Here is a 17,122-nt window from a genome sequence, read left to right on the forward strand (position 1 = left end):
CTGCCCGGTGTTGCGACCAACGCCGACCTTCGGGTCGGCGTTGTCGTTTTCGAAGCGCCGACCCAGGCCGGCTGCTGCCGGCTCCATCAGTTCGATCCGGACGAGGACTCACGCGGCCGCTCCGCGATCGCTCACGCATCGCGCCCCGGCAGCGCGCGGCGCCACTGGATCGCTTCGGAGACATGCGATGCCGTGATGGCGTCGCTGTCCGCCAGGTCGGCGACAGTGCGCGCGATGCGCATCACTCGATGGAAGCTGCGCGCGGACCAGGCCAGCCGCGCCGCGGCGCGATGCAGCATCGCTTCGGCTTCCGGCGCCATGGCGAGATGCCGGTCCAGTTGTCCCGCGCCGAGCAGTCCGTTGGTGCATCCCTGCCGGCGGATGGCGCGGTCACGGGCCGCGGCCACGCGGGCGGCAACGGCGGCGCTGGTCTCGCCGTCCGCGGCTGCCGACAGGATCGCGGGCGGCAGCACCGGCACCTCCACCGTCAGATCGATGCGATCCAGCAGCGGACCTGACAGGCGGTTCTGATAACGCGTGACCTGATCCGGGGAGCATCGGCAGGCCTTGGTCGGATTGCCGAGGTGTCCGCACGGGCAGGGGTTCATCGCCGCGACCAGTTGGAAGCGCGCCGGGAACTCCGCTTGATGCGCCGAGCGCGAGATGTGGACGCGGCCGGTCTCGAGCGGTTCGCGCAGGGCTTCGAGCGACATGCGCTGGAACTCCGGCAGCTCGTCGAGAAAAAGCACGCCGTGCTGGGCGAGGGTGATCTCGCCCGGCCGCGGCGGCGAGCCGCCGCCGATCATCGCGGCGGACGAGGCGCTGTGATGCGGCGCGCGGAAGGCGCGCTGCGCCCACATCGACGGGCGGAACTGGCCGTTGGCGCTGAGCAGCGCAGCGGACTCCAGCGCCTCGGACTCCGACAAGGGCGGCAGCAGCGTCGGCAGCCGCTGCGCGAGCATCGATTTGCCGGTACCCGGCGGGCCGACCAGGAGGATGCTCAATGCGCCTGCCGCGGCGATCTCCAGGGCGCGCTTCGGCCCGGTCTGGCCCTTGATGTCGCGCAGGTCGAGCGGCGTCTCGCCGCGCGGTGGCGGATCGCGTTGCACGCGGGGCAAGGGCGCTTCGCTGCGGGCTTGCAGCGCATTCACGAGGTCGAGCAGGTGCGCCGCTTCCCGCACCACCAGGCCTTGCACCAGCGCCGCCTCGTCGGCACAGCCGCGCGGCAGGACCAGTTCCCGATCGAGCTTGGCGGCGCGCAGCGCGAGCGCCATCGCCAGCGCGCCCTTGACCGGCCGCAGCTCGCCTGAAAGTCCGAGCTCGCCGGCGCATTCGATGTTCGCGAGCATGTCCGCGTCGATCTGCCCGCTCGCCGCAAGCAGGCCGAGCGCGATCGGCAGGTCGAAGCGCGCGCCTTCCTTCGGCAGGTCGGCCGGCGACAGATTGACCGTGATGCGCTTGTTCGCGGGGAACTCCAGCCCGCTGCTCTGCAACGCGGCGCGCACGCGCTCGCGGGACTCCTTGACCTCCAGGTCTGCGAGACCGACCAGGGTGAAGCTCGGCAGCTGTGCCTGACAACTCAGTCCGAACACCAACAATTGAGTCCGAACAAGCGCATCAATGAAATCAGTCACTTACGTAAGGTGCCTATGCGCCAGTCCGAACAACTTTGACGCTCTTCGTCTTAGGAGCACACGCGTCGGTAGGACCTGCGATGTCTAGCCGACGATGCGAAGCGCGCGCGTTGCCATTCATGCCTCGTTTCTTGGCACCAACCGAGACCTTGTTTTCCTTGTGCTCGCGCTATGCGCATCTCACGGGCAACCCCGACAGTCAGCCGCTCAGCCGTGCTTTGCTCGGCCATCGGCGTGCGTCATGTCTGCATGAGATGCCGGCTGGGCTTGGCCATCTCAGCCAGGTCTCTCTTGGACTCGTGATGCTGGACGCAGACTTGTTGCGGAGACGAAGCGGCCTGGCTGCCCTTTGGCCGTTCCTCGATCGCAGGAAGAGACAAAGCCTGCTCGAGCAAGCGGCCTCCCCACCCATCAGAGGCACGAGGCAGCCTGGCGGTTTTCAATGGAATGTTCTTCCGAAAGCCGTCTTTTTACGCCACTGCCCCCACTGCTTGTTGAACGACCTGGAAGAAAAGGGCGCTCCGATCTGGCGTAACGAGCATCAGCTTCCCGGCGTCTGGATTTGCTTGAAGCACGGTACTCCTCTGTCTGCCCTCAAAGTCCTGGAGGGTCGCAACTGTTGGGCGCTTCCAGGAATGAAGGGGTCAGTGGCGACTGAACTCGCTATCGAATATTCGCCGGAGCTGGCAGGTTTGGCCAAGGCCATGACCTGGATCAGTGGGAAGGACGCACTCTCGAGTGTCGACCTATCCGTCATGGTTCGTGGGCGCCTCGCCGCAGCGGGATTCTCAAAAACCGACATCACCATCACGGACACGGACCTGACCAGGTTCAACGAACATCGAGTCATGCCGCTCACGGAGGCTGGCAGCCCGGAACTGAAGAATCTTCCAACGGATCCTCGTTGGATTCGCGAGGTGCTTGCCGATCGTAGGGCACTTCATCCGGCCAAGTGGGGGGTGCTTTTAGCGACCAGCGGAGATTGCGAACGCGGTGTTCTCGATCGAGATCTGCGTGAAGCGCAGTTGCGTGTTGCACCCATGGCATTACCGGGCACCACCAGAGCCCGTCGCACGCGAGCCCCTGACCGCTTGTATGAGGCGCTTCAGATGCACGAACTGCTAGCCGACGCTTGCTCGGCCTGCGCGATGTCGCTGAACGAGGCGCGAGCTTGGTTGCGCCGAGACGGCGAGCTTCAAACGTCGTGGAACGCAGCCAAGGTCGTAAAACGGCGTGAACTCTCTCGGGCCGCTGTTTTGACCTACGTAAAAGAGCATCCGACGGCATTGCGAAGCGAACTGGTTCAACGCTGCGGCCGGCATGTCAGATGGCTTCTCCTCCACGACCTGGCCTGGGTAGAAGGTGTGCTGCCGGATGCTGTTCAGCACCTTGCGCATCAGCGCACGTTAGGTCTTTGATGTCGGTGCACGACACGATTTGGTTATTTTTCCACCCAGACGAATGATAGAGCAGTCAATATTTTTGACTGACGAATGGTGTATCGAATATCAAAACTACCTTGCAGGCCGCTTGTCTTCTAAAAACGCAGCGTTGTAAATGGTGTATGAGATATCACTATTCATATTTTTTGGATTTTTGGACGACGCGGACCCGGTCCGATAAATATTGACAGAACGCCCGACGGGCCCAAAGAATCCTCGAGTTCAACTGGGACTCGTCTCTCCCGCGGACTCGCGCGTAGAGTTAGAACTGAAAAGCAACGATGTCTCAGATGCACGTGAAAAAGACTTCAACGCCTCAAGAAATCAAGCGTGACTTCCACAGGCGGGGAGTCTCAATTGCTGATTGGGCGAAAAGTCGAGGGTTCGACGCAGACTTGGTCTACGTCATCCTCGGCGGCAAGCGCAAGTGTCTTCGCGGTGAATCCCACAGGATTGCCGTGGCCCTTGGTCTCAAGTCTGAGGAGGAATAAACCTCAATACCAATGTAACCCAAGACCGAATTAAGGCGACTGCCCGAGAGCTGATTCCTCTCAAGCAGTCTATCTACACCCAGCGGGGAGCTATGGCGGAGACTGAGTCGTCATGGTAGCGCGCGTTCGTGCGCGGTCAATCCCCACTGAGTCTAAGTATGTTAGATCGCGTTAGGCGACGTTCAGTCACGCCTGCGCGATGCGGGGATCTATGCCGATGCATCAAATTCTTGTGCCCGAAGTGGGGCGCCCGGATTGCTCCACCCAAATTCTTGAAAGCCTACGCCCCCAAGCCCGCCCTAGTGGCCGCACAGCTCGAGGTGTGCCATGGGTTTGAAGCGCCGAAAACAAGAGCGTGGTACTGGCCATGGAGCCGCGTACTCCGCATACATACAGGTCATACGAGGCGACTTCAGTTCCCGGGGACGCTCTCACGTGATTCCCAGCCCCCTTCACGCTGGTCGTCAGCATCACGTGCTGAGCGACTTGGAACGCAACGTCTTTTTAGCTCTGCTCACGTTCAGACCGGTCGACGTCCGGGAGCAGTACCCGTTGATGCTGGAGTCGGGTGTGGACGTCTCGCTTCTGCCACCAGACCGGTCGGAGTTGTCCATTGGTCCGGGCACGCTTGCTGTCGCCCAAGATCAAAAGATTCGACATCCGCCGCGAGCGGGCTCAAATAAGCAAATGACGACAGATTTCGTCGTCACGCTTGGCGACGGATCGATCGTTGCTGTGCATTGCAAGTGGGCGGCCGACTTGGCCAAGCCTCGGAACATCCAACTTCGCAATCTAGAGGAGGAGTACTGGCGCATGCGGGGCGTCCGGCTTGTGGTCGTGACAGAAGCCTCGCTACCGCGACGTCTCGTCAATAACCTCAAGTGGGCCCTCTCCGCCATGTCTTCCGACGCCGGCTACAGGGCCAACAACGACATCCCGCCCGGCTGGATTAGGGCTGTGTTCGATCTGAACGCGCTGAACCGCTTTTCGATGCGGAGGGTTCTCGAGCACTTGGCCTCGGCGCATGAGGTGACCGTTGAGCAGCAGGTGGTCTGGCTGAAGAAGGCAGTCATGTTCGGTCTCATCCCGGTCGACCACGGCATGACAGATCTCAGCCTGACCTCGCCGTGGCAGATGCTTAAGGGCCCGGTTCCGGTCATACAGTTGCTCGGTGGCGCGTGATGACGGGCCAAGCCCAGCAGCTGAACGCCAACACGGCCATTCACGTTCCTGAGCGAGTGGCGCAGGAGGTCGGACTGGGTGCAGGCGTCTTCATGGTCGCCTATGTGCATCGGCAGAGCGACGGCGCCTTTCTGTTGCCTTTGGGCGATCCCAAGGCACATGTCGGGCGCGATGGGCGCTCTCGCAGGGGTGAGCCCGCCGGCAAACCCCTGCGAGTGCCCCTCCTTCAGATGGAGCGCCATTTTGGGGGTGGCTCCATTGGTCTCGTCTCAATCCTGAGGTACGAGTGGCAGACCTCGCCTGCGACCGAGCTGACCAGGGCCGAGGAGCGCCATATCGAAAAGTGGAGGCGGGTGCTGCCGACGATCACCGAGAACCACCAGTTGGAGCGGATGCTTGTCCTAGGTTTCTTCTCCGAGACCATCAGGAGCGTTGCTCGCACGCACCGAATCAGCGAATCGAGTCTGAAGAAGAAGCTGGTTCGCTACTTCATGTCGGGCGCGAGCCTCGAAGCCGCCTGCATGCCCACTTCCAAGTTGCCGAGAACGCAACTGAAGAAGGCGAGTAAAAAACTTGGCGCCAAGAGGAAGAAGTTCAAGGCCAGAGAGATGCCGGAGGACGAGGGCTCCAACGCGACAGAGGACGCAAAGCTTGCGGTCGCGACCTATCTTCGAATATGCGCTGAAAAAACCAACCGTGAGGTCGCGGGGACAAGCCGGACCACTCCGGTCTCCAAGCATTGGCGCGACTACACCCTGAAATTTGTCGATTTGCCTGAAGAGATCGGACCCGACGGCAGGATGACCGTTCGGACGAATCCCACTTACGCGCTGAACGAGAGGCAATTCCTCTACTACTGGAGGAAATCGGAAAGCGCTCTGGCGGCAGCGATGCGCCGTGCAGGGGAGTTGCGCTGGACAAAAGACAAGCGTGCGATCACGTCACACGCGCGGGTTGAAGATCTCTTTCCGGGGTCGACCTACATCATTGATTCGACGGTAGGTGACGTGTACTTGCTATCGGCTCTCAACAGGAGGCGACTGATTGGCCGTCCAGTGATCTACGTGGTGCTCGATGCTTTCTCCTATCTGATCTTGGCCGTGCACGTTTGCTTGGAGGCTCCCAGCGCCGATCAAGCCAAGATCGCCATGTACCAGGCGATGACTCCGAAGGATCGAATGGCAGAAGCACTGTCACTGCGGCCGCAGGTCCGTGAAGGTCTTGCTGCAGGTGTCATCCCGCAGACAGTTTTCTCAGATCGAGGCAGCGACGTACTGTCGATGAAAGTACGCGTGGCGAGTGGCGAGGCCGGCATCATCCAGTCAGTGGCCGCCGCATACCGCGCGGATTGGAAGGCTCTTGTCGAACGCTATTTCAAGATTCAGAACGACGCGGAAATTCATTTCTTGCCCGGCGCTACGAAGGGGCGGCAGCGCGAACGCGGCGATCGGGATTGCAGACTCGACGCGAAGATGACGCTCGCAGACTTGAAACGTCTTCTCCTGGCGTTGGCCGCTGAATGGAACCTGACCCATGATTGTTCAAGGCATGTTCCACGAAGTCTCAGTAACTGTGGCGAAGAGTTTCTGACCACCCCGCTTGGCCTGTATGGCGCTGGACTCCGGTGGCTGCACGGCTCCGCGGCTTACATGGACCGAGATGAAGCCGTTCGTACTTTCCTCGCTCCACTTAAGGGACATGCGCGGCGTGACGGCATCACACACGACAAGACGCGGTACGTTGCCAATTGGATGAATGACGACGAGTGGTACTTCGACCGCATGCAAGAGGAACAGATCACCATCTATCGGGATCCAGACCGACAGACCAGCTGCTTCGTCTTTGGGAAGCGCTCGGAGCGGCTGGAGGCAACGATCATGGATTTGAAAGGCGACCTTGCGGCAGATGTTTTTATCGACGATCACACCGATTCGGTGGCGCACGCCATGTATGACGCGGATGACGTGCAGAAAGGCCTTGCTGCGAAAAAGAAGGAGCTGACGCACATCAGGAAGCAGGAGGTTGAGGAGGCGACGCGTAAGTCCGAGTTGGCACAGGAAGCCGACTTCCGGCCCGCTTCACAGAAGCTCGGCGATCTGCGCGGCAACCGAGCCGCCGAGATGGCACATCAGCTAGGAGCGATACCCCTCATCGAGCATGCGAATCCCACGGGCGCCGCAACCCCTACGCCTGCCCATGATGCTTCCGTCAGCCAATCAGAGGCTGACGCTATGCAAGAGATCCTTGGAGCAATCGAATGACCATCTATCACTCTGACCTGCAACCCGCATTGCATCGGGGAAATCCTTTAATCGAAGCCCTTCCGCCCATTACGGCAGATCGGGCGCTGCTATCCAAGGCGCTCAACCAAGGCCCCAGTATGTCGATGGACGCTTGCAGGGCCGATCCGCTTCACTTGCGTGTGCATAACGTCCACGCTCTAGACACCATTTATCTGCCGGCTCCGGTGTCTCTGGGGATCGCTAACGCTACAGATGAAGCGCTGAGAGCTGCCTACGTTCCTCGCAATCCCATGACACGGAACGGAGAGCACTATCGGTATCAGGAGCTTGACGCATCCTACTCTCCCATCTCAAGCGTCGCATCCCTCGGGTGCATATATGTGGAGGCGGAAAGCGGCCTCGGCAAGACGACCGGCGTCAACCGTATTCTTGCTCGCTACCCCCAGGTCATCTTCCATCAAGCGTATAACGGCGTGCCATTTCATCAGACGCAGTTGGTATGGATCAGAGTTCAAACGCCCCGAGGCGGAGCAACTGTTCAGCTGTTATGGGACTTGCTAGGAGCAATCGACCAGGCGTTGGCCGCTCACGGAGTTCAGGGACGATTTCGACCCTCCCAGATGAGAGGCGACCTAATGGATCGACTCAATCGTGCTGCTAGGTCGCTCTTTCTTGGCTTGATTCACATCGACGATGTTCAACAGTTCTGCGCGAACACACGCGGTGAAGATGAGGTCCGAGGTTTTCTCGTCCGTCTGACTGAGGTGGTCAAAGTGCCATTGCTACTAACTGGAACGCCCGAAGCCACAAAGTTTTTTGGTGGGGGATTCGAGATCGCTAGACGCGCGTGCTCGCTGGGGGCTTTCGAGATATCGCGAGCAAAGAGTGCCAATGATCCGTTCTTTAAAGCTCTCGTGGGGCACTTACTCAGCTTCCAGTTGGTTGATCATCCGCTAGAGGTGACGCCTGAACTGGAGGAGCTGCTCTACAAATTGTCGATGGGTGTGACCTCAGTGCTGAAGAAGCTGCACCGCGACGCACAGAAAATCGCGATGAAAGCGCCGAAAGCGAAGTTTGGTTCGGTGCGGTTGATGCGCTCCCACTATCAGGCCGCGAGTGCGTCGTTGAAAGTGCTTGCCAGACAACTTCAACAACTCAACCCGAAACTTTCCGAGGCGGACGCCTTCGCTCGCGCCGCATCCTATTGAGCATTGCAATGAGCTTGGACTTTTTTACGCCAGCCGCTGCCTGGCCAAAGCAATGGTGCTTCGCGCGGCCTATCGACGATGAGTGGGTTGTCGGGCTGCTCGGGCGAGTACATTGGCTTGCGTGCTCACCGTCAACGCGAAAATTCCTTCGCGAGTTCATCCAGATGTCTCACTTCGACCGCGTTCATCGCACCGCTCGCCGTGCCCTTGCCTCAGCGCCATGGTGAGCCACTTCTTGTTCGAGCCTGAATTCTGCAATCCGGCGTCTGGCTGGGAGAAGGGCCAGGTCGAGAAGAACGTCAGAGACGCACGTCACCGCCTCTGGCAGCCCACCCCTGAGTTTCCTGACCTGGCTACGCTCAACGCATGGTTGGAAGACCGCTGCCAGGCGCTGTGGGCTGACATCCCGCACGGCAAGCTCAAGGGCTCCGTCGCGGCGGCCTGGGCCGTGGAGCGCCCGCAGTTGATGCAAGCACCGCGCCCCTTCGACGGGTTCGTCGAGCACACCAAGCGCGTCTCGCCTACCTGCCTCGTCACGTTCGAGCGGACTCGCTACAGCGTGCCGGCGTCTTATGCCAACCGACCGGTGAGCTTGCGCGCCTACGCAGACCGCATCGTGGTGGCAGCCGAGGGCAACATCATCTGCGAGCACACGCGCGTCATCGACCGTCGACACGACGTGCCCGTCACCACGGTCTACGACTGGCGTCATTACCTCGCAGTGCTTCAGCGCAAGCCAGGCGCGCTGCGCAACGGCGCACCCTTCGTGGAGCTGCCGGATGCCTTTCGCCAACTCCAGCGAGCGTTGCTCAAGCAGCCCGGAGGCGACCGGGAGATGGTGGAGGTGCTTGCCCTGGTGCTCCAGCATGACGAGCAGGCCGTGCTCGCGGCCGTCGAGCTTGCGCTGGAGACGGGTGTGCCAACCAAGATGCACGTGGTCAATTTGCTGCATCGCCTCGTCGACGGCAAGAGCAGCACGCCTCCACCCGTCAGCGCCCCTCAGGCACTTCAGCTCATCAACGAACCAGAAGCCAACGTGACGCGCTACGACGCGCTGCGCGGCCCAGAGAGGAAGGTGGGATATGCGTCATGACCCAGCAGCGGCGTCGCTCGTCATCATGCTGCGCGAGCTCAAGATGTTCGGCATGGCGCAGGCCATCTCCGAGCTGGCCGAGCAAGGTGCACCGGCCTATGAGGCCGCTCAGCCCGTGCTGGCGCAGCTACTCAAGGCCGAGACCGCTGAGCGGGAGGTACGAGCCGTGGCCTACCAACTCAAGCAAGCTCGCTTCCCGGCGTACAGAGACTTGGCTGGCTTCCAGTTCGAGCACAGCGAAGTCAACGAAGCGCTGGTCCGTCAGTTGCACCGCGGTGACTTCATGGAGCAGGCTCAGAACGTCGTGCTGGTGGGCGGTCCAGGGACTGGCAAGACCCACTTGGCCACAGCACTTGGCGTGCAGGCAGTCGAGCACCTGCGCCGGCGTGTTCGGTTCTTCTCCACCGTGGACCTGGTCAACCAGCTCGAGCAGGAGAAGCTCTGCAACAAGAGCGGCCAGATGGCTCATCGCCTCGCCCACGCCGACATGGTGGTCCTCGATGAGCTGGGCTATCTGCCCTTCAGCGCCTCCGGCGGGGCGCTGCTCTTCCACCTGCTGAGCAAGCTCTACGAGCGCACCAGCGTCGTCATCACGACGAACCTGAGCTTCAGCGAATGGGCCAGTGTCTTCGGCGACGCCAAGATGACCACGGCGCTGCTGGACCGCTTGACCCATCACTGCCATATCCTTGAGACCGGCAACGATAGCTACCGGTTCAAGAACAGCTCAGCCCAACCCACGAAGAAGGAGCCCAAGTCCAGAAAGTTACCCACAGCCTGAGCCGTCAGTGGCTCAACAAGGGTGGGTCAAGATTCGATGGAAATGGTGGGTCACACGTACGCGGAACTGAACACCGCAGGGGCGTGCGTCATCTATGCGAACGACAACTTCGGGCAATGGCGGTCGGACGTGCCGACGCTGCTGAGGGCATGCCGGAGGTCAGGCGGCGCTGCCGCCCAGCTTGCGCGCTTGCTGCCTCCAACGAAGGCCGACTTGATGGTCCTCAAGCCGAGGCATTCGGGCTTTTACGCGACACCGCTTGACCTGCTGCTGGAGCAGCTCGGCACCAAGGAGGTAGTCGTGACCGGGCTCGCGACTGACTACTGCGTGAAGTGCACCGCCATGGATGCTTACGTCCGGGGATATCGCGTGGCAGTCCCTTCCGACTGCACGGCTGCTGAATCTGACGAACGAAAGCGTGCCGCCCTGGCATGGATGAAGGAAGCGTTGAAGGCGCGGATTGCGGCAACCGGCGGCCGGCGGACGGGCTCTTAGGTCAATCGCGCTTGACGACGCTGATGGTCCCGTCGCTCTCCAGCACCGCGATCTTCAGCTCGGACAGCTTGCAGTCGGATTCGCGCAGTGCCTTCTCGACGTCGAGGTCGCTGAGCCTGTGGCGACGAAGCACCGCCTCGAACCACTTGCCATCGCGACCGATGAGCACTGGGGCTCCCTCGAGCAGCCGCTCCAGGCGTCGATTGCGCGAGCCCAGGAAGGCAATCCCTGCGTTCAAGCCGATGAGGGTAGCGGCCAGGATCCACGCGCCTAGGATCGAGTCCTCGCCACCGCTGAGGCCGTTGCTGACCGCTTCGCTCAGCAGCATCACGACCAGCAGGTCGAACGGCGTGAACTGACCAACAGTCCTCTTCCCAGACACGCGGACCATGACGAGCAGCGCGAGGTAGATGAGCGCTGCGCGAGCGAGCAATTCCCATGGGCTAACTTGCAGGTCGAACACTGAACGACTCCGATGGTGGCGACGGTCCTCTCACCGAACTGGCAACGCCGATACCTGCGTCATCGGACTCAGGCGTCGGGTTTGCCACACCTGCGTTCAGCGCTTTGGAGCGCGCCAACCTAGAGGCCTTCCATGCTCGCCCTGACCTACCACGGTGCCAAGGATGTTCGCGTTGAGACGGTTCCCGACCCGGTGCTCGCAGCTGACGACGACATCCTGCTGCGTGTGACCGCGACCGCCATCTGCGGGTCTGACCTGCACATCTACCGGGGAAAAATCCCAGACATGAAATCCGGGGACATCCTGGGCCATGAGTTCATGGGGGTCGTCGAGGATGTAGGGCGCGGCGTGACGAATCTGAAGCGGGGCGACCGCGTGGTCGTGCCGTTCACCATCTCCTGCGGCGACTGTTTCTTCTGCGGTCGCAAGCTGTTTGCAGCTTGTGAGACAACGAACCCTGGCCGCGGCGCCATCCTGAACAAGAAGGACATTCGCCCCGGAGCGGGCCTGTTCGGCTACAGCCACCTCTACGGCGGATACGCCGGCGGTCAAGCGCAGTACGTGCGCGTGCCCAAAGCCAATGTCGGACCGCTGGTGATCCCCGACACCAGCCTGCGCGACGAGCAGGTGCTTTTCCTCTCGGACATCCTGCCAACCGGCTACCAAGCTGCGTTGAATGCGCAGGTCACCGCCGGCTCGAGTGTGGCCATTTTCGGCGCAGGCCCCGTCGGCATGATGGCCGCCGCCAGTGCGCGGCTGCTAGGCGCCGAGAAAATCTTCATGGTCGATCACCACCCATATAGGTTGGCCTTCGCCAAGGAGACGTACGGTGTGCTGCCCATCGACTTCAACCAGGTCGACGACCCGGCGCAACTCATCATCGAGCAGACCGACCATCGCGGCGTCGATGCATCAATCGACGCAGTGGGCTTCGAGTCCAAGGGGAGCACGGTAGAGACCGTGCTGTCGACGTTGAAGTTGGAGGGCTCCAGCGGCACCTCCTTGCGGTGGGCAATCGCAGCAACCCGCCGCGGCGGCATCGTGAGCGTGCCCGGCGTGTATGCGGGCTTCATTCACGGGTTCCTGTTCGGGGACGCATTCGAGAAGGGGCTGAGCTTCGCCAGCGGTCAGACCCACGCCCAGCGCTTCATGCCCGAGCTCCTCCGGCACATCGAAAGCGGCGAACTGAAGCCCGACGTCATCGTCAGCCATCGCCTTCCGCTCACCGAGGCAGCGCGCGGCTACGACATCTTCAACAAGAAGGAAGAGGACTGCCGCAAGGTCGTGCTCACCCCCTTCGACAACTGATCCCCCGTCCACTGGTTCGAGGAGTCCTCATGAACACCAGCAATTCTTCCGCACGTCCGTTCGCCGTCGTCACCGGTGCATCCAGCGGCATAGGCCGCGAGCTCGCCCTGGAATGCGCGCGACATGGCTACGACCTGCTCATCGCAGCGGATCGCGCCCAGGATGACACAGCTGAAGCTTGTCGCGCCGAGGGAGCGCAAGTTCAAGTGCTTCAGGCGGACCTGTCGCTGATGATCGGCGTGGACGCCTTGATGGCCGAACTGCGCGGGCGGCCGGTCGACGCGCTGCTTGCGAATGCGGGGCACGGGTTGGGTCATGCCTTCCTTGACCAGGACTTCCAGGCAGTGCGGCACGTGATCGACACCAACATCACCGGCACGCTGGACTTGATCCAGCGCATCGGTCGAACCATGCGCACCCGCAACGCGGGGAAAATCCTCATCACCGGCTCCATCGCTGGTCTGATGCCCGGCAGTTTTCAAGCTGTTTACAACGGCACAAAGGCCTTCATCGACTCATTCGCCTACGCCCTGCGCAACGAGCTCAAGGACACCGAAGTTTCCGTGACTGTCTTGATGCCGGGCCCGACTGACACTGAGTTCTTCCGGCGAGCCGATATGACGGACACCAAGGTGGGTTCCGGCGATAAGCAACCTCCGGCGGAGGTTGCCAAGACCGGCTACGAGGCCATGGAGGAAGGCGAGAGTTCAGTGGTGGCAGGCTGGAAGAATAAGGTCCAAGCCTTGCTCGCCTATGTCACCCCGGCCGAAGTGTTGGCAGCGCAACATCGAAAGACCGCAGAGCCTGGCGGCGGCAACAAGGGTGCTTCCGAGTAGACGATGGCAGCGGAAGCGCCGAGAGCAGCGCGCACCGTCGATGTTTGCCAAGTCTTTTCCCTAACTCCCACCTTCAGGGGCGCTGGCATGCTCATAGATCACATCTACAAGATGGCCGAAATCGGGGCCCAAGAGACGTTCTCGTTTGAGGCTCACCGGGATGTGGTCGAGACGCTGGAGCGTTTCTCCCGCGAACTGGAACGATTGGATGAACTCGCTGAGCAGGGGTTGGTGGAGGTTATCTCGCAGCACTCCGAGAGCGAGTCCGGCGAGCGATTTGTTGACCTAGTGCATTTCAAACGATTGAAATAGTCCACTTCAACGAACAGCGGAGCGTCGTTCAGAATCCCTGGCCGCCCGCCTCGGTCGTGAGCCGTGGGCGCCCTGGTCACTCAAGCGTAGGCTCGGCGTGGGCTGCGGCTCTGCTACGGTCCCCTGCTTCTCCTCCCTGAGCAGGAGCCTTCTGCGATGGCAGTACAAGGCTTTGAAGCCTCGGCCACGTGCCGGGGCTTTCTTTCTTCAGTCTTTAGCTGGGTAGTCAGCGGGCACAGGGTGCTCAACCGCAGGACATCGACGATGCTTCGCTGTCGTGAGTACGGTCGAGAGCTGCTCCATGAGAACTGGCTTGACCAGATTGAAGTCGAATAGCGTGGGTTCGTAGGCAGTGTGGTCCCCTTCCCGCCCACGTCCCGAGACTGACACGATGAGCGGGCGTCCGAATTGGCTATCTCGGGCAGCTTCCGCCACATGCATTGCGCTTCCAAGGCGCAGGTACGGCTCCATGATTACCGCAGCGACGGGTGCACGCGCGAGTGCATCGAGCGCTTCATCCGGCGTGGACGTCACGATGGGATGCCAACCCTCAATTTCCAGCCACGCGGCGACCGCCTCGGACGCGTCGGGGAAATCATCAAGCACGAGAACCGTCGGATGGGCATTTGGCACGTCGCAATGGTACGCATCGGGAACGTCGACGCTGCTGGAAGTTCTTACAGTGTCCGCGTCATGCCAGGCTCTCCGTCAACGACGTGGTGCTCGTTCGTCGCGGATCAACTCCAGACCCTTCCGGTAGGTCGTTATCTGAAACTCCGGAAACCGCTGCTTGAACTTGGTCGAGTCGAACAGGTGGTCCCGCTCATATCGGGGAAGCAGTTCGCGCAACTCACGCACCTGATCGGAAACCAGACTGGCGGCCATCAGCATCCACTTGGGCAGCACCTTGTATGAGGGCGGCCCACCGAACACGTCAGCCGCCAGTTCGACTAACTGCCTATAGGTCAGGCGGTTGTCGTCGCATGGTAGGTGCCACGTCTGACCAAACGCATCGTGTGCATTGCTCAGCGCCGCTAGGGCTCGACTCGCACCCGGTGTCCAGATCAGCGTTCTGCACCTGTCGTCGCGCACAGGTACGCGCGGTGTCTTGCCAGACTTGAGCCTGTCGATGACCAGCGAGTTGGTGATGCTCTGCGTCCTGCCCGGGCCATAGAACTTGGGCGCGCGGCCGATGACCACCGGAATCTCCCCGCGGGCCATTTCCTGGAACACCAGGGACGCCATTGCCGCGCGCACTCGGCCCTTGCGGCCCACGGGCTTAAACGACGCGTCCTCGCGCAACACCTTGTCGTCCTGCGCATACATGTAGGTGCCCTCGTGGTGGCCGCCAATCAGCGGTGAGCTTTCGTGATCGACCGGAAACATTGGCAGACTCGATCAGCCGTATTGCAACCGAAACTGGACATCGGCTGGGCGTGCATATACTGTATGCCCATACAGTCTTTTTGCTGCCGAACGATGTCACCCGCCGCGCCCGGGTTGGCGGGAGCATCGCCTCTTGTCAGCCTGACGTCACCCAGTCAGAACGCAATCACTGATGCTGAGGCAAAGGTTCATGAACCCTTGCCGGCCGCAGTGGAAGCGGCGCTGTGGCGAGGGAATCAGCTCGGAGGTTTGGTCGCTGACGTAGAGCCCACGGGTTTTGCGCAGCTGGATGCCGTCTTGCCCGGTGGGGGCTGGCCTTGCGCGGCGCTGACCGAGGTGTTGGTCAGCCAATTTTCCGTTGTGGAGCTCCGTCTGCTCGCGTCGATGATGGCCGGCATCACCCAGCGAGGGCGTACTGTGGCCCTGGTCGGCCCTACGCTATGGCCGCATGTTCCCGGCCTTCGCCACCATGGGGTGGACGATCGCCATCTGGTCTGGGTGGACGTCGACGCCCCGAAGGATCGCTTGTGGTCGACCGAGCAACTGGTGAAGGCCGGCAGCTGCGGAGCCGTCGTCGCTTGGCTGCCGCTAGTGCGTGCAGAGCAGGTACGACGGCTGCAGGTGCTCGCTGCGCGCTGCACAGGCCCAGTCTTCCTCTGCCGGCCAGAGTCGGCGGAACGGGACTCTTCTGCTGCGCCGCTGCGCGTCGTGGTGCGGGTGGAGACCGACTGGCAGATTGGCGTTCAAGTGCTCAAGCGCAGGGGCTCTCCGGTGGAAGGGCAACTCCAGTTGCCGTCCATGCCCGGCGGCTTGAACAAGATCATGACCCCGAGGCTGCGCTACCCGAGTCGCCTCGTTTCCGTCGAGCCAAGCCATGCTGTGGACAGCCCTGTTGCTGCCGCCGTGCGCCAGCCAGAACCCATCCTCGAGCCTTCCCAGTCCTGACGCACTTCGAGCAGTGGCCGTCTGGGCGTTGCAGTTCACGCCCCGCGTCGCCGTCTCCGAAGATGCCGTCTTGATGGAGGTCGAGGCCAGCACGCGCCTGTTCGGCGGCAAGCGCGCTTTGCGCGACCGTGTCGTGGCTGAAGCTGAGGAGCTTGGAGTTCTACAGGTCGCTTGGGCGGCCACCAGCTTGGGAGCGCACGCCTTGGCTCGCTCACGCATCGAGAACGGCTTCAAAAGGCCGCTTGAAGAAATGCTCGACGCGCTGCGCATGGAGTGCCTCACCGCAGTTCGGCCGCATTCGACGACCCTCGCGCAGACGGGCTGCCGGACCCTCGGCGACGTTCGTGCGCTGCCACGCGGCGGCTTGAGTCGGCGGTTCGACAAGGAGCTTCTCCAGGCGCTCGACCGAGCCTACGGCCGTGCGCCGGAAGTGCACGTGTGGGAGGTGCTGCCCGACACCTTTAATGCCAAGCTCGAGTTGCCTTTCCGCGTAGAGCATGCGCCGGCGCTCTTGCAAGGCGCGCGACGGCTGCTTGTACAGATGTGCGGATGGCTCGCAGCGCGCCACGCCGGCGTTACCGGTTTCACCCTGCGCTGGTGGCACGACGCCATGCGGTCGAAGGACGCGGGCGAAGGCGGTTCACTGAGCGTAGGCACTGCCGATCCGAACCGTGATGTCGAACACCTGTGCAGGCTTCTGGCAGAAAACCTGACCAAGGTCGAACTGCTGGCGCCGGCGGGCGACTTGGCGCTCATCGCCGACCAGGTCCACGACCTAGCCGGCAGCAGCGGTTCGCTGCTGCCCGACACGGTGCAGGACGGAGAGTCGCTCCACCTTGTGCTCGAACGAATGGCAGCCAGGCTCGGACCGGACAAGGTGAGACGCTGCGTCACACGCGAGGACCATCGCCAGGAATGGATGGGTCACTGGCAACCCGCGGTAGCGCCGCACCCGCGTAAGCTCAAAGCGAGCACGCCACTGCCTCAGCCCACCTGGGTGCTGCCTGAGCCGCTGAAGTTGGCCGTACGCAAGAACCGCCCGGTGTATCAGGGCGAGTTGCAGCTCCTCGCTGGGCCGCAGTGCGTCGAGGCCGGCTGGTGGGATCGCGACGAGACGACCGACCAAGGTCGACTCGTCGTGCGTGACTACTGGCTGGCCGAGTCCAAGCACGCCGGGCTACTCTGGATCTTCCAGGCGAAGTTGGACGACGGCACTGCGTGGTTCCTTCACGGCGTGTTCGGCTGAGGGCACGCATGAGTATCGACCCAGCTTCCACGGGCACTGCCGCGATCCTTCGGGATC

General features: G+C 61.9%; 15 protein-coding genes and 2 pseudogenes. 13 read left to right on the forward strand and 4 right to left on the reverse strand.

All coding sequences use genetic code 11. The features are described from left to right. Positions 1-131: 131 nt before the first annotated feature. Entirely contained in the window at positions 132-1,592 is a 1,461-nt protein-coding gene (locus tag ACQ4L4_RS23135) for a YifB family Mg chelatase-like AAA ATPase (protein ID WP_431104998.1), read from the reverse strand. Positions 1,593-1,753: 161 nt separating this feature from the next. Here ACQ4L4_RS23135 and ACQ4L4_RS23140 point away from each other — a divergent pair, with 161 nt between their 5' ends. The 8 genes and pseudogenes from ACQ4L4_RS23140 (at position 1,754) to ACQ4L4_RS23175 (ending at position 10,569) form a co-directional block, all read left to right on the forward strand. Next, entirely contained in the window at positions 1,754-3,052 is a 1,299-nt protein-coding gene (locus tag ACQ4L4_RS23140) for a TniQ family protein (protein ID WP_431104999.1), read from the forward strand. 314 nt (positions 3,053-3,366) lie between these two features. Further along, positions 3,367-3,567: a DNA-binding protein gene (locus ACQ4L4_RS23145; RefSeq protein ID WP_431105000.1), complete on the forward strand. Its 201-nt coding sequence runs from the start codon at positions 3,367-3,369 to the stop codon at positions 3,565-3,567. 486 nt (positions 3,568-4,053) lie between these two features. After that, positions 4,054-4,749 (forward strand): TnsA endonuclease N-terminal domain-containing protein, encoded by a 696-nt coding sequence (locus ACQ4L4_RS23150; protein ID WP_431101194.1) that lies wholly within the window; start codon positions 4,054-4,056, stop codon positions 4,747-4,749. Continuing rightward, a complete protein-coding gene (locus ACQ4L4_RS23155) occupies positions 4,749-7,010 on the forward strand; it encodes a hypothetical protein (protein WP_431101195.1) in 2,262 nt (753 codons plus the stop codon). The genes ACQ4L4_RS23150 and ACQ4L4_RS23155 overlap by 1 nt, the downstream gene beginning before the upstream one ends. Next, entirely contained in the window at positions 7,007-8,200 is a 1,194-nt protein-coding gene (locus ACQ4L4_RS23160; protein WP_431101196.1) for an ATP-binding protein, read from the forward strand. The genes ACQ4L4_RS23155 and ACQ4L4_RS23160 overlap by 4 nt, the downstream gene beginning before the upstream one ends. A gap of 214 nt (positions 8,201-8,414) precedes the next feature. Further along, a pseudogene (locus ACQ4L4_RS23165) lies at positions 8,415-9,293 on the forward strand (Mu transposase domain-containing protein); the annotation flags it as partial. After that, positions 9,283-10,074, forward strand: coding sequence for an IS21-like element helper ATPase IstB (istB, locus tag ACQ4L4_RS23170; protein WP_431100837.1), 792 nt, complete (start codon positions 9,283-9,285; stop codon positions 10,072-10,074). The pseudogene ACQ4L4_RS23165 and the gene istB, both read left to right, overlap by 11 nt. Before the next feature lie 36 nt (positions 10,075-10,110). Then, positions 10,111-10,569 carry a cysteine hydrolase family protein gene (locus ACQ4L4_RS23175; protein WP_431101197.1) on the forward strand — a complete coding sequence of 153 codons (459 nt, stop codon included), beginning with the start codon at positions 10,111-10,113 and terminating at the stop codon, positions 10,567-10,569. Between the two features lies 1 nt (position 10,570). On the opposite strand, the gene ACQ4L4_RS23180 is transcribed toward ACQ4L4_RS23175, so the two are convergent. After that, positions 10,571-11,032 (reverse strand): DUF421 domain-containing protein, encoded by a 462-nt coding sequence (locus ACQ4L4_RS23180; RefSeq protein ID WP_431101198.1) that lies wholly within the window; start codon positions 11,030-11,032, stop codon positions 10,571-10,573. Positions 11,033-11,164: 132 nt separating this feature from the next. Between ACQ4L4_RS23180 and ACQ4L4_RS23185 the strand changes: the two genes are divergently transcribed. From ACQ4L4_RS23185 to ACQ4L4_RS23195, 3 genes are read left to right on the forward strand one after another with little or no spacing between them, the layout of a single operon-like run. Next, positions 11,165-12,340, forward strand: a complete 1,176-nt coding sequence (locus tag ACQ4L4_RS23185) for a zinc-dependent alcohol dehydrogenase (protein WP_431101199.1) — start codon at positions 11,165-11,167, stop codon at positions 12,338-12,340. A gap of 29 nt (positions 12,341-12,369) precedes the next feature. Then, positions 12,370-13,176, forward strand: a complete 807-nt coding sequence (locus ACQ4L4_RS23190) for an SDR family NAD(P)-dependent oxidoreductase (protein WP_431101200.1) — start codon at positions 12,370-12,372, stop codon at positions 13,174-13,176. A gap of 3 nt (positions 13,177-13,179) precedes the next feature. Beyond that, a complete protein-coding gene (locus ACQ4L4_RS23195) occupies positions 13,180-13,488 on the forward strand; it encodes a hypothetical protein (protein WP_431101201.1) in 309 nt (102 codons plus the stop codon). Between the two features lie 207 nt (positions 13,489-13,695). Here the strand turns inward: ACQ4L4_RS23195 and ACQ4L4_RS23200 are convergent, their stop codons facing one another. Next, positions 13,696-14,121, reverse strand: coding sequence for a response regulator (locus tag ACQ4L4_RS23200; protein WP_431101202.1), 426 nt, complete (start codon positions 14,119-14,121; stop codon positions 13,696-13,698). 75 nt (positions 14,122-14,196) lie between these two features. After that, positions 14,197-14,832, reverse strand: a pseudogene (locus tag ACQ4L4_RS23205) (NAD-dependent dehydratase); the annotation flags it as partial. A gap of 240 nt (positions 14,833-15,072) precedes the next feature. On the opposite strand from ACQ4L4_RS23205, the gene imuA reads away from it, so the two are divergent. Next, complete coding sequence (gene imuA / locus ACQ4L4_RS23210) at positions 15,073-15,819, forward strand: translesion DNA synthesis-associated protein ImuA (RefSeq protein WP_431101203.1); 747 nt, start codon at positions 15,073-15,075, stop codon at positions 15,817-15,819. Beyond that, the gene (locus ACQ4L4_RS23215) at positions 15,749-17,065 is read left to right on the forward strand and encodes a Y-family DNA polymerase (protein WP_431101205.1); all 1,317 of its coding nucleotides are present in this window, start codon (positions 15,749-15,751) and stop codon (positions 17,063-17,065) included. The genes imuA and ACQ4L4_RS23215 overlap by 71 nt, the downstream gene beginning before the upstream one ends. Positions 17,066-17,122 lie beyond the last annotated feature (57 nt).

The sequence above is a fragment of the Roseateles noduli genome (genome assembly GCF_050626985.1).
Taxonomy (GTDB): domain Bacteria; phylum Pseudomonadota; class Gammaproteobacteria; order Burkholderiales; family Burkholderiaceae_C; genus Roseateles; species Roseateles noduli_A.

Excerpts from the sequence above, each read along its gene's own strand:
- ACQ4L4_RS23195 (WP_431101201.1), top strand. The coding sequence starts at position 13,180 with ATGGCAGCGGAAGCGCCGAGAGCAGCGCGCACCGTCGATGTTTGCCAA.
- ACQ4L4_RS23155 (WP_431101195.1), top strand. The coding sequence starts at position 4,749 with ATGACGGGCCAAGCCCAGCAGCTGAACGCCAACACGGCCATTCACGTT.
- ACQ4L4_RS23190 (WP_431101200.1), top strand. The coding sequence starts at position 12,370 with ATGAACACCAGCAATTCTTCCGCACGTCCGTTCGCCGTCGTCACCGGT.
- ACQ4L4_RS23140 (WP_431104999.1), top strand. The coding sequence starts at position 1,754 with ATGCCTCGTTTCTTGGCACCAACCGAGACCTTGTTTTCCTTGTGCTCG.
- istB (WP_431100837.1), top strand. The coding sequence starts at position 9,283 with ATGCGTCATGACCCAGCAGCGGCGTCGCTCGTCATCATGCTGCGCGAG.
- ACQ4L4_RS23215 (WP_431101205.1), top strand. The coding sequence starts at position 15,749 with ATGCTGTGGACAGCCCTGTTGCTGCCGCCGTGCGCCAGCCAGAACCCA.
- ACQ4L4_RS23185 (WP_431101199.1), top strand. The coding sequence starts at position 11,165 with ATGCTCGCCCTGACCTACCACGGTGCCAAGGATGTTCGCGTTGAGACG.
- ACQ4L4_RS23160 (WP_431101196.1), top strand. The coding sequence starts at position 7,007 with ATGACCATCTATCACTCTGACCTGCAACCCGCATTGCATCGGGGAAAT.
- ACQ4L4_RS23175 (WP_431101197.1), top strand. The coding sequence starts at position 10,111 with ATGGAAATGGTGGGTCACACGTACGCGGAACTGAACACCGCAGGGGCG.
- ACQ4L4_RS23145 (WP_431105000.1), top strand. The coding sequence starts at position 3,367 with ATGCACGTGAAAAAGACTTCAACGCCTCAAGAAATCAAGCGTGACTTC.